The organism is Mesorhizobium sp. WSM3879 (assembly GCF_002294915.1).
GTDB lineage: Bacteria > Pseudomonadota > Alphaproteobacteria > Rhizobiales > Rhizobiaceae > Mesorhizobium.
This window is the reverse complement of sequence record NZ_NSFZ01000013.1, coordinates 46,178-59,473: the sequence shown is the minus strand read 5'-3', so window position 1 is coordinate 59,473 and position 13,296 is coordinate 46,178. Positions and strand designations below refer to the sequence as shown.

General features: G+C 65.4%; 13 protein-coding genes. 1 reads left to right on the top strand and 12 read right to left on the bottom strand.

The features are described from left to right. Positions 1-289: 289 nt before the first annotated feature. The 8 genes from CK218_RS24425 to CK218_RS24390 form a co-directional block, all read right to left on the bottom strand. Positions 290-1,369 carry an ABC transporter ATP-binding protein gene (locus CK218_RS24425; RefSeq protein ID WP_095829167.1) on the bottom strand — a complete coding sequence of 360 codons (1,080 nt, stop codon included), beginning with the start codon at positions 1,367-1,369 and terminating at the stop codon, positions 290-292. Further along, positions 1,366-2,166: an ABC transporter permease gene (locus CK218_RS24420; protein ID WP_095829166.1), complete on the bottom strand. Its 801-nt coding sequence runs from the start codon at positions 2,164-2,166 to the stop codon at positions 1,366-1,368. The genes CK218_RS24425 and CK218_RS24420 overlap by 4 nt, the downstream gene beginning before the upstream one ends. Before the next feature lies 1 nt (position 2,167). Then, positions 2,168-3,028, bottom strand: a complete 861-nt coding sequence (locus CK218_RS24415) for an ABC transporter permease (protein ID WP_095826034.1) — start codon at positions 3,026-3,028, stop codon at positions 2,168-2,170. Positions 3,029-3,087: 59 nt separating this feature from the next. After that, entirely contained in the window at positions 3,088-4,092 is a 1,005-nt protein-coding gene (locus CK218_RS24410) for an ABC transporter substrate-binding protein (protein ID WP_095829165.1), read from the bottom strand. A 65-nt stretch (positions 4,093-4,157) separates the two neighbouring features. Continuing rightward, a complete protein-coding gene (locus CK218_RS24405; protein ID WP_095829164.1) occupies positions 4,158-5,630 on the bottom strand; it encodes an aldehyde dehydrogenase in 1,473 nt (490 codons plus the stop codon). Between the two features lie 22 nt (positions 5,631-5,652). Then, complete coding sequence (locus tag CK218_RS24400) at positions 5,653-6,690, bottom strand: LLM class flavin-dependent oxidoreductase (protein ID WP_066993884.1); 1,038 nt, start codon at positions 6,688-6,690, stop codon at positions 5,653-5,655. Beyond that, positions 6,687-8,480, bottom strand: coding sequence for an alpha/beta fold hydrolase (locus tag CK218_RS31440; RefSeq protein WP_095829163.1), 1,794 nt, complete (start codon positions 8,478-8,480; stop codon positions 6,687-6,689). Before CK218_RS31440 ends, CK218_RS24400 begins: the two co-directional genes overlap by 4 nt. Continuing rightward, entirely contained in the window at positions 8,473-9,060 is a 588-nt protein-coding gene (locus CK218_RS24390; RefSeq protein ID WP_095829162.1) for an amino acid synthesis family protein, read from the bottom strand. Before CK218_RS24390 ends, CK218_RS31440 begins: the two co-directional genes overlap by 8 nt. 135 nt (positions 9,061-9,195) lie before the next feature. Here CK218_RS24390 and CK218_RS24385 point away from each other — a divergent pair, with 135 nt between their 5' ends. Beyond that, positions 9,196-9,873, top strand: a complete 678-nt coding sequence (locus CK218_RS24385) for a GntR family transcriptional regulator (RefSeq protein ID WP_095777416.1) — start codon at positions 9,196-9,198, stop codon at positions 9,871-9,873. 102 nt (positions 9,874-9,975) lie between these two features. Here the strand turns inward: CK218_RS24385 and pqqE are convergent, their stop codons facing one another. The 4 genes from pqqE to pqqB are packed head-to-tail and all read right to left on the bottom strand — an operon-like array spanning position 9,976 to position 13,080. After that, the gene (gene pqqE, locus CK218_RS24380) at positions 9,976-11,097 is read right to left on the bottom strand and encodes a pyrroloquinoline quinone biosynthesis protein PqqE (RefSeq protein WP_095829161.1); all 1,122 of its coding nucleotides are present in this window, start codon (positions 11,095-11,097) and stop codon (positions 9,976-9,978) included. Continuing rightward, complete coding sequence (gene pqqD / locus CK218_RS24375) at positions 11,094-11,390, bottom strand: pyrroloquinoline quinone biosynthesis peptide chaperone PqqD (RefSeq protein ID WP_095829160.1); 297 nt, start codon at positions 11,388-11,390, stop codon at positions 11,094-11,096. The genes pqqE and pqqD overlap by 4 nt, the downstream gene beginning before the upstream one ends. Then, on the bottom strand, positions 11,387-12,145 hold the full coding sequence (gene pqqC, locus CK218_RS24370; protein WP_095829159.1) for a pyrroloquinoline-quinone synthase PqqC: 759 nt from the start codon (positions 12,143-12,145) through the stop codon (positions 11,387-11,389). Before pqqC ends, pqqD begins: the two co-directional genes overlap by 4 nt. Further along, positions 12,142-13,080, bottom strand: a complete 939-nt coding sequence (pqqB, locus tag CK218_RS24365) for a pyrroloquinoline quinone biosynthesis protein PqqB (RefSeq protein WP_095829158.1) — start codon at positions 13,078-13,080, stop codon at positions 12,142-12,144. Before pqqB ends, pqqC begins: the two co-directional genes overlap by 4 nt. Positions 13,081-13,296: the final 216 nt, after the last annotated feature.

Sequence of the window (13,296 nt, the reverse complement as noted above, 5' to 3'; positions counted from 1 at the left end):
CGACGTCTCTGCGGCGACAGGATCGTGCTGATCGGCACGGCGGCACACGGTCCTAAGCGATCTTCATCGCCTTGCAGATTTCTTCGACCAGCATTGCGGCCCGCGATCGCCGGCCGGCGTCCCTTCTACGCGCGACCGCGGGTCCAGCGAGTGCCCATCATAGCTCGACCTCACCTGGTTGAGCCGCATAGAGGCGTTCCGGTCTCCGGCGTGGCGCGAAACGATCGCGGTTGTGACGACGCGCCACTGGATGGCGGCGGGCCAGTCGCGGGGATGACCCAGCCTGCCTTCAGACCGGAAACAGGAAGGCCGTAGTCGGATCGAAGAAAATCTGCCGGCCAGAAGCGGCATCGGTGCCGCCCGGTTCGGCTGTATCCGAAGTTGGCCTGACATCGATCTCGTCGCCCGACCCGGTGCGCGCCACGACGCGCCGGCGATCGCCGAAGAAGGCGGTGTCGACGATCTCGACGGCAAGCGACGCATTCCCCTCCATGGGCGTCAGGCGGAACGCTTCCGGCCGCACCATCAGCCTGGCCTTTTGGCCGCGGCCAAGCGCCTTTGTGGCTTTCACGCCCTTGACGATCGAGCCATCGGCCAACCGCACCAAGGCAACGCCGTTCTCTGTTTCGAGGTGCTCCGCCGGCAGGAAGTTGGAATTGCCGATGAAGCCGGCGACGAACTCGCTCGCTGGTCTGAGATAAAGGTCCTCGCCGGTGCCGATCTGCTCGATGCGGCCTTCCTTGAACAAGGCGATGCGGTCGGAAAGATGCAGCGCCTCCTCCTGGTCGTGCGTGACATAGAGGATGGTGACGCCGGTCTCGCGGTGGATGCGGCGGATCTCGGCCTGGATTTCCTGGCGCAGTTTCTTGTCCAGAGCCGACAGCGGCTCGTCCATCAACAGGATCGGGGGATCGTAGGCGAGCGCGCGGGCAAGCGCCACGCGCTGCTGCTGGCCGCCGGACAGCGCGCCGGGATAGCGCTCAGCGAATTTTTCCAGGCGCACCAGCGCCAGCATATCGGCGACCTTGCGCTTCACTTCGGCATCCGGCCGGCGGCGCACCCGCAGCGGAAAGGCTACGTTCTCGGCGACGCTCAGATGCGGGAACAGCGTGTAGCGCTGGAACACCATGCCGATGTTGCGCTTGTGCGACGGCACCGAAAGCAGCGACTTGTCTTCCAAAAGCACGTCGCCAGACGTCGGATCCTGGAAACCGGCGATCGCATAGAGCGTCGTCGACTTGCCGGAGCCTGACGGCCCGAGAAAGGTCAGGAATTCGCCTTTCGGCACATCGATGGTGACGTCGTGGACGGCGACGAAGGCGCCGAACGCCTTTCTCACCGCGCGGATGGACAGGAATGGCCGGGTCATCTGGACAGTCTTCTGCGAAGGAGTGCGGTGACGATCATCAGGCACAGGGTGAGGCCGACGAGCAGGCTGGAGGCGGCGGCGACGACCGGGCTCAGATCGGCACGCAGGCTGCCCCAGATCTTCACCGGCAAGGTCTGCAGGGTCGGGCTCGCCATGAAGATCGCCACCACCACCTCGTCCCATGAGGCGAGGAAGGAAAAGATCGCCGCCGAGAAGATGCCGATGCGGATCGAGGGCAGGGTGATCCTGAGCCTTGCCTGCAGCGGACTGGCCCCGCACACGATCGCCGCGTCCTCGATGGATTTGTCGAAACCTTCGAGCGCGGTGGCGATCGGAATGATGGCGAAGGGCAGCGCCAGGATCGTGTGGGCGATGACGAAACCGATCGTCGTGCCGGCGAGCCCGATGCGCAGGAAAAAGGCGTAGATGGCGATGGCGAAAACCACCACCGGCAGCACCATCGGCGTCAGCAGCAGGCCGCGCAGGAGCTGCCGGCCGCGAAACTCGCCCCTGACCAGGCTGAAGGAGGCGAGCAGGCCGATCAGAACCGCGAGGATGGCGGCCATCGCGGCGATCTTCGCGCTGGTCAAAGCGGCGTCGACCCAGGCCGGGTCGGCGAGCAGTTCCTGATACCATTTCAGCGTCCAGCCGGGTGGCGGAAAAGCCAGCCAGCGCGACGAGCCGAACGACAACAGGACGATGAAGACCACCGGTAACAGAAGGAAAGCCGCGATGAGCGCAGTGAAGCCGGCGAGCGCCGCACGCAGCCATCCGAGCCGGTCGTAGTCGAGCAGCATCTTAGAGCCCTCCGGCGAGGCGCCTGGCGCCGACCATGCGCAATTGGATCGCGTAGAGCACCATGGTGACGGCGAGCAGCACGAAGGCCGCAGCACTTCCGAGCCCCCAGTTGAGCAGCGACTGCACCGTCTGGGCGATCATTTCGGCGAGCATCATGTTCGATGTGCCGCCGAGCAGCGCGGGCGTCACGAAATAGCCGAGCGACATGACGAAGACCATCAGCCCGCCGGCGGCGATGCCGGGCAGCGACAGCGGTAGCAGGATGCGGCGGAATGCCTGCGACGGGCTAGCGCCGCAAAGGGCGGCGGCGCGCAGCGTCATCGGATCGATGGCGCGCAGCGTGCCGACCAGCGGCAGGATCATGAAGGGCAGCATGATGTAGACCATGCCGATGGTGACGCCGGTCAAATTGTTGATGAGCGGCAGCGGCTCGTGGATGACGCCGAGCCCCATCAGCGCCCGGTTGATCACACCGGTGCGCTGCAAAAGCACCATCCAGGCATAGGTGCGGGTGAGGAGATTGGTCCACATCGACAGGATGATGATGCCGAAGACGACCGAACCGAGCGCCGGCGGCATGATCGCCAGCATCCAGGCGACCGGAAACGCGACGAGGATGGTCACGACGGTGACGACGGCCGCGACCAGGAAGGTGTTGAGAAACACCCGCACATAAGTCCCGCTGCCGAACAGCGCGGCATAGTTCTGCAGGCCGGGCTCGGGATCGGTGACGCTGCGCAGCAAGAGCGCGACCACCGGCACGACAAAGAACAGGCCGACCAGCACCAGGGCCGGCAGGGCGCCGCCGCTGCCGGCCGGCAGGCCGGCAATCGAGCCGCGGCTGAGGGAGTGTGCTTGCATCGAGCGGTTCCCGTCGTCCGAAGGGGGCGCGGCTTGCCGCGCCCCGGCGTCCTGTGGCGCTACTTGGTCTGCCAGGCGTACCAACGCGTGGCGATCTCGTCGCGGTGCTCGGCCCAGTAGTTCATGTCGAGATTGATCTGACCCTCGACATGCGCGTCGGGCAGCCCTTTCACCACGTCGGCGGGCATTTCGGCCTTGGCCTTGGTGTTGATCGGCGCGTAGCCGCTTGCCTCGGCGAATTTCGCCTGGCCGGTCGGGCTGCTCGCAGCGGCGAGGAACTTCATCGCGCTGTCCTTGTTCTTGGCGCCCTTTGGCACGACGAGAACGTCAGCGGCGGTGAGGTTCTGGTTCCAGGAGACGCCGACATCGGCGCCGTCCTTCTCGAGCGCAAAGACACGGCCGTTCCAGAGCTGCCCGAAGGCAGCCTCGCCCGAAGCGATGAGCTGCTGCGACTCCGCGCCGCCGCCCCACCAGACGATATCCGACTTGATCGTGTCGAGCTTCTTGAAAGCGCGCTCGAGATCGAGCGGATAGAGCTTGTCCGCCGGCACGCCGTCGGCGAGCAGCGCGATCTCGATCACGCCCGGCGCCGACCATTTGTAGAAGGTCCGTTTGCCGGGAAACTTCTTGGTGTCGAACATGTCGGCCCAGCTTGTCGGTTCACCCGAAACCACGCCCTTGTTCCAGGCCAGCACGAAGGAATAGTAGAAGCTGCCGACGGCGTGCTCGTTGCTGAAGCGTGGGTCGAGATCGGCCTTCGGCACGGCGGCGAAGTCGATCGGCTCGAGCAGCCCGTCCTTGGCGGCCTTGATGGCGAAATCCATTTCCACGTCGACCACGTCCCAGGTCACGTTCTTGGCGTCGACCATGGCCTTCAGCTTGCCGTAGTCGGTCGGGCCGTCCTGCAGCACCTTGATGCCGGAGCTCGCCGCGAATGGCTCGGCCCAGGACTTGGTCTGCGCTTCCTGCGTGGTGCCGCCCCAGCTGGTGAATACCATTTCGTCGGCCTTGGCGGCGGTTGCCGACAGCAGTCCGGCGAGCACGCCGGCTAAGATCAGTCTCATGTCATTCTCCTCTGATTTCTCTGTTCCGTTTCTTGTTCTTGTCGCTGCACCCTCGGCATGCGTTCTCAGCGCATGACGAAAGGATCGGGAATCGGCTCGTCCGAGGTCTTGATCCAGACCGATTTCGAGCGCGTGTAGTCGCGGATGGCGTCGAGCCCGCCTTCGCGGCCAAGACCCGACAACCCGTAGCCGCCGAAGGGAACGAGCGGCGAAACGGCGCGATAGGTATTGACCCAGACGACGCCGGCACGGATGTCGCGCGCCATGCGGTGCGCCTTGCCGAGATTCGAGGTGAAGACGCCGGAGGCGAGACCGAAGGGCGTGTCGTTGGCTAGAGCCAATGCCTCGGCCTCGGTGTCGAAGGCGAGCACGCTCAACACCGGCCCGAACAATTCCTCGCGCACGCAGGGCAGGTTGCTATCACCGGCATCGACAATCGTCGGTGCATAGTAGAAGCCAGCGCCGGCGTCGGGGCGTTTGCCGCCGGTGACCAGCATGCCGCCGGCGGCGAGGCTTTCGGCGACGATCGTCTCGATCCGGTCGCGCTGGCGCAGGGTCGCGAGCGGCCCCATTTCGGTGGCCGGATCCTGAGGATCGCCGATGCGGATCGCTTCGGCCTTGCGCTTCAACCGGCCGAGGAATTCTTGCCTCGCGGAGCGCTCGATCAGCAGGCGCGAGCCGGCGACGCAGCTCTGTCCGGTCGCCGCAAAGATGCCGGCGACGACCGCATTGGCGGCGCTGTCGAGGTCGGCGTCGGCAAAGACGACGACCGGGCTCTTGCCGCCGAGCTCGAGCGTCGTGTGCGCGAGGTTTTCCGCCGTGTTCCTGACGATGGCGCGCGCCGTGGCCGGGCCGCCGGTGAAAGCGACGCGCGAGACCAGCGGGTGGCTGGTCAGGCGCCGTCCGCACTCCTGGCCGAAGCCCGTGAGGATGTTGACGGTGCCGGCCGGAAAGCCGGCTTCGCTGACCAACTCGGCGAAGGCGAGCAACGGTGCCGGGCCGTCTTCTGAGGCCTTGAGCACCACCGCGCAGCCCGCGGCAAGCGCCGGGCCGAGCTTGACCGCCGAGAGGAAGAGCTGCGAGTTCCACGGCACCACCGCGGCGACGACGCCGATCGGCTCGCGGCGGATGGTGACGTCGAGATCGGCCTTGTCGATCGGCACATGCGCGCCTTCATGCTTGTCGGCGAGCCCGCCATAGTAGCGGTAATAGTCGCCGACATAGGCGATCTGGGCGCGCGTCTCGCGGATGATCTTGCCGGTGTCGCGCGTCTCCAACTCGGCCAGGCGGCCCGCATTGGCGGCCACGAGGTCGCCGAGCCTGACAAGCAGCTTGCCCCGCGCGGTTGCTGTCATCGACGCCCAGGGGCCGGTGCGCAGCGCACGATGCGCGGCCTCGACGGCGCGGTCGACATCGGATTCATCCGCCGCCGGCATCTTCGCCCATGGCGCGCCGGTCGACGGATCGATGCTGTCGAAGCTGGCCGACGGCTCGTCGAAGCGGCCGTCGATGAAGTTCCTGAATGCGGCGTCGGTCATGGCCTTGCCCGTTCGTTCGCGATCAGATGAAGGCCGGCATCACCCGGTCGATGAACAATTGCAGCGATTTCTTCTTGCGCGCGTGCGAAAGGCCGCTGTCGATCCAGATCGAGTACTGGTCGAAGCCTAGCGTCTCATAGGCTTTCAGCCGCGCGACCACCTCGTGCGCCTCGCCGATCACCAGGTTCTGGCGCATCTTGTCCGGCGCGTATTGCGGCATGGCCGCGATCTCTTCGGCGCTCAGCGGTTCCAAAATGCCCTGGTGCACCGGCTTCTTGTTCTGGAACCAGGCGCCGAACTGGCAGTAGAAGTTCGACAGATCCTGGCTCAGCCGATCGGCATCGGCGGCGTCCTCGGCGACGAACGTGTGCATCAAGAGCATGATTTCCGGACGCGGGATTTCAGGATGCGCGGCGCAGGCGTCGTTAAACCGCTGCATCAGGCTTGCAACCTCATCGTCGCCGGACGCCAGTGGCGTCACTTGGACCTTGCATCCGTTGGCGACAGCGAAGTCGTGCGAGTTCGGATCGCGCGCCGCCACCCAGATCGGCGGGTAGGGTTTTTGCAGGGGCTTGGGAGAGGAGGTGGTTGGCGGGAACTGCCAGAATTCGCCGGAGTGCTCGTAGTCGCCGTCCCAGAGACCTCGGATCGCCGGAATGATCTCGCGCATGCGCTGCCCGGCGCCCCAGGCATCGAGCCCGGGGAAGACGCGCTGATATTCGTAGCTGTAGGCGCCCCGGGCGATGCCGATGTCGAGCCGGCCGCCGGCAATCACGTCGGTCATCGCCGCCTCGCCGGCAAGCTTGATCGGGTGCCAGAAGGGCGCGATGATGGTTCCGGTGCCGAGGCGGATGCGGCTGGTCTTGGCCGCAAGATAGGCGATGTTGATGAACGGATTGGGCGAGATGGTGAACTCCATCCCGTGATGCTCGCCGATCCAGGCGGTCTCGAAGCCCGCCTGTTCCGCCAGTAGGACCAGCTCACCCAGCTCGCGCAACAACTCCGAATGCGGCTTGGCGAGATCCGAGCGTTCCATATGCACGAAGAGCGAGAACTTCATCCCTGGTCACCTATATTGAGGGCGGCGGTCCTGGCGAGCGGCCTTACCTCGCCTTCGACCTCGTTGCCGACATAGACGCCGAATGCGTCTTCAGTGCATTCGCGCACATAGCGGGTGAGCATCGAGCGGATGGCCGGATCGGCGATCTTCAAGCCGTCGATCGCGTCGATGTCGATCAGCCGGATGCCTCGATCGCTGGAAGCCGGCACGTCGAAGGTACCGCGATAGTAAACATGGGTGCGCGAGGGATTGCCCGCGTCGTCCCATACGGCGAAGAGGAAGCCGAGCTGGGCCTCGATGGCCTTTGCGGCCAGAAGCCCGTTGAGGCTCTTGCCGTCGCTTGCCGAGCCCAGCCCCCGGCCGCGCGGCAGTTCGAGGAAGCCGTCTGGCGTTTCCAGGAACAGGATACGGCCGCCGTTTTCGAGGATGGCGCCGACATCGGTGCCGGGCTGGGCGGCGGCCAGCGCCTCCTGACTGAGCCCGGGCGTGATGTAGGCGCCGCGGCAATAGCCGAGAGGCTGCGAGGAATTGTGCTGGAAGTCGCGGACGCGGCCGATCAGGATCGAATGGTCGCCCGCCTCGACCAACCGCTCCAGATCGCAGTCGAAGGTTGCGACCGAGCCGTCGAGAACCGGACTGCCGGTCTTCCCCGGGCGCCAGTCGACCGACGCGAATTTATCCGCTGCCTTGGAGGCGAAGATGCCGGAGGCCGCTTTCTGGGTCTCGTTCAAAATGTTGATGGCGAAGCTCTTCGATGTCGCGAACACCGGATGACCGAGCGCCTTGTGGGCGATGCAGACCAGCACCAGCGGCGGATCAAGCGACACCGATGTGAACGAGTTGGCGGTGAACCCGCGCGGCTCGCCTTCCGCGCCGATCGTGGTGACGATGGTGACGCCGGTCAGGAAGGAGCCGAGCGCACGCCGGAACTCGCCGCTGTCGAAGCTGGCGTCCGCTGCTGCTCCTTGCTCCAGGCTTTCACCTTCGTTCAGGAACTCGGCGATGCATCGTGAGGTGAGATCCGGTGCTGCCACCGCCATCATGTGCCTTTGGCCGGCGAGAACGGTGCAGCGGCCATGCGGCGCGAGCCTGGCCATGGCGGCCGACATTGCCGGCGAGGAGTTCTTGTCCTCGGAGCCGGTGATGAACAGGGCCGGCATGGCCAGGGTCTGCAGGCGCTCGGCGTGGTCGCCGTCGGCACGGGCGAACAGGCGATAGGTGCGGGCGTAGCCTTCGGGATCGACCTCGCTCAACGCTGCCGCCGCCTTCCCGGCCGCCGCCGTGAGCTCGGCCGGAACCGGATCGCCGAACCAGCGGGCGATGGTCTGGGCGACCCCCGCCGCATCGCCGTGGCCGGTGAGCGCCGCCGCGCGCTCGAGCACGGCTTGGGCCAGATCAGGCGGACGACGGAACACGGCGTTGAGCGACACGACACGGCGGATGCGCTCCGGCGCTAGCAGCGCGAGTTCCTGCGCGACCAAAGCCCCCATCGAGTGACCGACGACGGACACCTTGTCGAGGCCGAGATGATCGAGCAGCCGGATCGCCTGCGCGGCATAGTCGGCGAGTTCCGGCTCCTGCGGCGGCAGCGGCGAGCGGCCGTGGCCAAGCATGTCGATGGCGATCAGGTCGAAGCGGTCGACCATCCGCTCGATCTGCGGCTGCCAGATCGTCGCATTCATGCCGACGCCGTGGATGAACAGCACCGGCGCGCCCGATCCGGCGCGGATAAAGCCGGTTCCGTCGGGCGCGGCGGCCCGGGTCCATCCAGGTGCGACGGCGTCAGCCATGCAGGTCGCCCACTTCCTTGAGGTCCTGATAGCGGTCGCCGATGCGATGGTGAGGACGGCCGCCGATCGAAGCACCGAGCGCCACGACCAACTCGTCCGGCGCCGGTGCGTCGCCGATCTGGAAATGCACGGTCAGATAGTGCGAGCGGCGGCCCTCGTCGTTCTTGTCCATCAGCGGAATCATGATCGGTGTGTTCGGCCCACCACGCAGATTGGTGAAGGCGAGATAGGTCTTGGCGCCGACGGCGCGGCGATAATGATTGCCGAAATGCAGTGTGTGGATCAGCGCCGAGGCATGCTCGATCTCGCCCGACGTGCCGCAGATCGCGGCCTTGCCGTAGCCCTCGATCGCCTCGGCCGAGCCGGCGGCGGCAACGATCTCGCGGGTCAGGGTTTCTCCAAGCACCGGCGCAAAGGCGCGGATTTCGGGCGAAAGATCCTCGATGAAGCCGCGACCCGCCCAGGGGTTCGTCAGCACGGCGGCGATGCCGATCAGGCGCAGCGGCTTGGATGCTGCCTTGCCGCCTTCGATCAGCGTGTTCTCGCTGTAAGTGACGATCTTGCGAATGGCCGGCTGCATGGAAACCTCTGTCAGGTGGCGCTCGAGAAAATGCCAACTTCTCTGTCGTCTTATGGTATACCATAATATGGAGCACCAAATACCTTGTCAACCGGCCATGGAATCTGTTTTCGTGGCGGCCAAGGGAGCAGAGACATGCAGGACGACACGCTTCGCATCGATCGCAGCGCCAAAACCTTGAGAACATTGGCCCTTGAGCGCATGCGCGAGGCCATAATGGATTTTCATTTCCAGCCCGGCGAAAGGCTCGTCGAGCGGCCGCTTTGCGACCAGCTCGGCGTCAGCCGATCGGTTGTGCGCGAGGTCCTGCGGCAGCTGGAGGCTGAAGGCCTTGTGCAGATGATCCCCGGGCATGGTCCGGCTGTGGCCAAACCGGATATCGGCCGCACCGACGAGATCTATGAGCTCAGGGCTTTGCTCGAGGGCATCGCGGCGCGCGCCTGCGCGCAATCGGCCACCAATGGCCAACTGGCCGTACTGGAGCACGCCCTCGGCGAGCTCTTCGAGGCCTGGGCCTCGGGCAAGCCGCCGGCAGTGATGCGCGCGACGACGAAGTTCTACGAAGCGCTTTTCGAGGCTGCGGACAAGCGTGTCGCCTGGGAGATCGTCAGCGGGTTGAATGTGCGCATCAACCAGCTGCGTTCGATGACGATCGCCTCGGCAAACCGTCGCGAGCCGGCGATCGCCGAGATGAACGCGATTATGGATGCGATCCGGGCGCGTAAGCCGCAGGAGGCGGAAGCCGCGGCACGGCGCCACGTCGAATCCGCCTGGAAGATCGCCCGGGACAAACTGCGCCTCGACCCTCTCTAAAGCGCGTCGCGCTGGAACGGATTCAGGCGACGCGCTTTCGCACAAATCCCGCCATGCCGAATTCCGGTTCTATCCTATTGGGGACCACTTAGGGGAAGACGGTCAGGCGAGCTCCGCCACAGCTCCTATCCGACGGTAAATGAAGGGTTCGCCCTCCGCACTGTCTGCCGCGGCGCGCCGCGTTTCATCGGTGAGCATGCCCACCCGGGCATGGATCGGCGATTTGATGCAGACCGGATCCGTTGCGGCGGCATCGCCGGCAATCGCCATCGCTTGACATCTGCAGCCGCCCCAATCGATCTCGCGCCGCTCGCAGCTTCGGCACGGCTCCAGCATCCATTCGGTACCGCGAAAGGCATTGAATGCCGGTGAATCGGCCCAGATCTCGGCCAGCGAGCGCTCTCCGAAACGCTCGAAGCGGAGCGCAGGAATGGTCTGCGCGGCATGGCATGGCAGCACCGTGCCGTCGGGCGTCACCATGAAGGCGTCGCGCGCCCAGCCGCCCATGCACGGCTTGGGATAGACGGCGAAATAGTCCGGCGGGACGAAATCGATGTTGATGACGCCGGCAAGCCGTGCTTGCGCCGCCGCGACGATCTCCGCCTGCCGTTCGACCGCGGCGCGTTCGGGCATCAGCGTATTGCGATTGGCCAGCGCCCAGCCGGCATACTGCACATTGGCGATCTCGAGCCGCTCGGCGTCCAGCGAAAGAGCCAGGTCGATGAATTCCGGCACTTCCTCGATGTTGTGGCGATGGATCGGCGCATTGATGGTGAGCGGCAACCCGGCCGCGCGGGCGCGGCGTGCCGTCTCCAGCTTCTTTTCGTGGCTGCCGCTGTGGTTGCCGATACGGTCGGTCGTCGCCGGGCGGGCGCCCTGGAAGCTCAGCTGCAGGTGGTCGAGCCCGGCTTCGGCAAAGGCCGCGATCCGGCCCTCGGCAATGTTGATGCCGGCGGTGATGAGGTTGGTGTAGACACCGCGCGCCGAAAGCCCGGCGATCAATTGCTCGAGATCGCGGCGCAGCGTCGGCTCGCCGCCGGACAGATGCACCTGCAGAACGCCGAGATCGGCGGCCTGCGAGAAAAGATCGAGCCAGGTCTGGGTGTCGAGCTCACGATCGGCCTTGAGCAATTCGAGCGGATTGGAGCAATAAGGGCACTGCAGCGGGCAGCGATGCGTCAGTTCCGCCAGCATGCCGATCGGAGGCAGAAGCGGCTCGCTCATAGCTTCACCAGCAGCTTGTCCGACCATTCCTGCAGGAAGGCGATGACATCGGCCGCCACGGCCTCCTGTTCAGCATCGTAATCGGCCGCAAGACCGGCGATGATGTAGCCGACCGTGGACCGCCCGTCGCAGCGGCGCAATATGTCGAGACTGATATCGTTCGGCCAGAATATCTTCTCCGGCGAAAGCACGGCGAAGGCCTGTCGCACGGGGTCGTACTGAATACGCACGTGCCTCGGCAGCGATGGCATTGATTGCAAGGAGACGATGGCTCTCTCGCGCAGCGCCATCATCGGGTTGCCTCCGGCCGGAAGGCGCCCGGTGGTACGTTTCCCGGCGCGCCATAGGCATGTTGAAGCGCATCGAGCATGGCCCACAATATATCGCATTTGAACACCAGCGCATCGATCGCCTGCTGCTGGCGCTCGGCCGTATCGGCGTGGCTCAGCACATAGGCGAGGGCGAAGTCGGCGTCGCGCGTTGCCTGTTCCGGCCGCCGGCTGAAATAGGCCAGCGTGTCGTCGGTGATGTAGTCGTATTTGGCCAGCATCGCCGGCACTCGCTCGCCGATTATGATCGGCGAGAACATCTCGGTCAGCGACGATGCCACCGCCTCGAGCAGCGTGCGGTTCGTGCAGAAGGAAAGATAGGCGCCGACGGCGAAGCGGGTCGCCGGCAGCGCCAGCCTTTCGCTCTTGATGGCTTCGGCATCGAGCCCGAGCGAGGTCGCCAGATGCAGCCAGCGCGCGATGCCGCCGCTCCAGCCGTCCTCGCCGTCGTGATCCTCGATGCGTTTGCGCCAGGCGGCGCGAAACGCCGGATCCTCGGCATGTGCCAGGATCATGGCGTCCTTGCGCGGAATGACGGCCTGGTAGCAGTAGCGGTTCAATGCCCAGGCCTGCATTTCGGCCTTCGTCAGCCCGCCGCTGGTCATTCTGTGATGAAAGGGATGGCGGTTGTGATAACGCTCGGCGCCGACCTGCCGCAGCACCGCCTCGAGCTCGCTCTTGGACAGACCATGTCGCGCCGCGTCGTGGAAGTCGCTCAAAGTTCGATCTCCATTCCGTCGCTCCCGATTTCCCAGCCAGCCGCTCTGACCGCCGCGTGTTCGGCGGAACTCTCGTCGAGAACAGGATTGGTATTGTTGATGTGGATGAAGACGCGGCGGCCGATCCTCACATCGGCCAAGGCGGCGATCGAACCCGCTTCTCCAGACATTGCGATGTGCCCCATGCGCGCACCGGTCTTCTGGCCGACGCCGGCGAGGATCATCTCGTCGTCTGTATAGACAGTGCCGTCGAACAGAAGGCAGGCGGCGTCCGCCAGACGCGTGCGCAGGGCGGCATCGATGCCCGCGCAGCCGGGAATGTAGAAGACAGCGGCGCGACTTCCAGCCCCGTTGACACGCACGCCGATCGTGTCGCCCGTGTCGGAGCTGAAATCGGCACTTGGATCGCCTCTTTGCTCGAGATAGAGCGCGATCTTGCCGGGCACGGGAAAGGCGTCGACGACCACGCCGGTCTCCTGGCCGTCCGCGTTGCAGATCGCCAGTTCCTCCGTTGGCGCCAGAAGGCGGCGCGGCACGATCGCCGGATCGAGAACGTTGAAGATCGAATTCGCCGCCAGCGTCGCCAGCACCTGTGCCGTTGCATAGATTGCGAAGGGCTGCCGCTCCCGCAGGCTGAGCAGGCCGGCGATATGGTCGACGTCGCCATTCGTCAGCACGACCGCGCGGATGGGCGTCGAGCGCAGCGGCGCATCGGCCGCGGGCTGCAGTTCAGGCGTTTGCGCAATCTGGCGGCCAATGTCGGGCGACGCGTTGAACAGAACCCAGCCTGTCCCGTCAGCCGATACGGCAATGGACGACTGGGTCCGCGAATGCACGCCGGCCATGCCGCTCCGAGCCGAGCGGCTCAGGCGATAGTTGCAGTTCCATTGCGGAAAGCCGCCTCCCGCCGCCGATCCTATGATCTTCAGGCGCATGGCGATGCCTGCTCTGCGGCCCATTTGACCGGCGCCAAATTCTCGGTGGCAAACGGCTTCGCGCCCGCGTTTGCCGCGGCAAACTCCGTCGCGACGACCTCAAGCGGCAAGGGGATGCATGCCCCCACAGCCAGGGACACGCAGCTCTGCGGCCTACTTCCTGGCAGGAGTTTCAGCAGGCAGATACCGCGAAATCTCGAAGCCCGCGGCAACCTG

What these genes read in the sequence shown, in the direction of transcription:
- CK218_RS24425 (WP_095829167.1), bottom strand. Translation starts at nt 1,369, where the DNA reads ATGACCCGGCCATTCCTGTCCATCCGCGCGGTGAGAAAGGCGTTCGGC.
- CK218_RS24420 (WP_095829166.1), bottom strand. Translation starts at nt 2,166, where the DNA reads ATGCTGCTCGACTACGACCGGCTCGGATGGCTGCGTGCGGCGCTCGCC.
- CK218_RS24415 (WP_095826034.1), bottom strand. Translation starts at nt 3,028, where the DNA reads ATGCAAGCACACTCCCTCAGCCGCGGCTCGATTGCCGGCCTGCCGGCC.
- CK218_RS24410 (WP_095829165.1), bottom strand. Translation starts at nt 4,092, where the DNA reads ATGAGACTGATCTTAGCCGGCGTGCTCGCCGGACTGCTGTCGGCAACC.
- CK218_RS24405 (WP_095829164.1), bottom strand. Translation starts at nt 5,630, where the DNA reads ATGACCGACGCCGCATTCAGGAACTTCATCGACGGCCGCTTCGACGAG.
- CK218_RS24400 (WP_066993884.1), bottom strand. Translation starts at nt 6,690, where the DNA reads ATGAAGTTCTCGCTCTTCGTGCATATGGAACGCTCGGATCTCGCCAAG.
- CK218_RS31440 (WP_095829163.1), bottom strand. Translation starts at nt 8,480, where the DNA reads ATGGCTGACGCCGTCGCACCTGGATGGACCCGGGCCGCCGCGCCCGAC.
- CK218_RS24390 (WP_095829162.1), bottom strand. Translation starts at nt 9,060, where the DNA reads ATGCAGCCGGCCATTCGCAAGATCGTCACTTACAGCGAGAACACGCTG.
- CK218_RS24385 (WP_095777416.1), top strand. Translation starts at nt 9,196, where the DNA reads ATGCAGGACGACACGCTTCGCATCGATCGCAGCGCCAAAACCTTGAGA.
- pqqE (WP_095829161.1), bottom strand. Translation starts at nt 11,097, where the DNA reads ATGAGCGAGCCGCTTCTGCCTCCGATCGGCATGCTGGCGGAACTGACG.
- pqqD (WP_095829160.1), bottom strand. Translation starts at nt 11,390, where the DNA reads ATGATGGCGCTGCGCGAGAGAGCCATCGTCTCCTTGCAATCAATGCCA.
- pqqB (WP_095829158.1), bottom strand. Translation starts at nt 13,080, where the DNA reads ATGCGCCTGAAGATCATAGGATCGGCGGCGGGAGGCGGCTTTCCGCAA.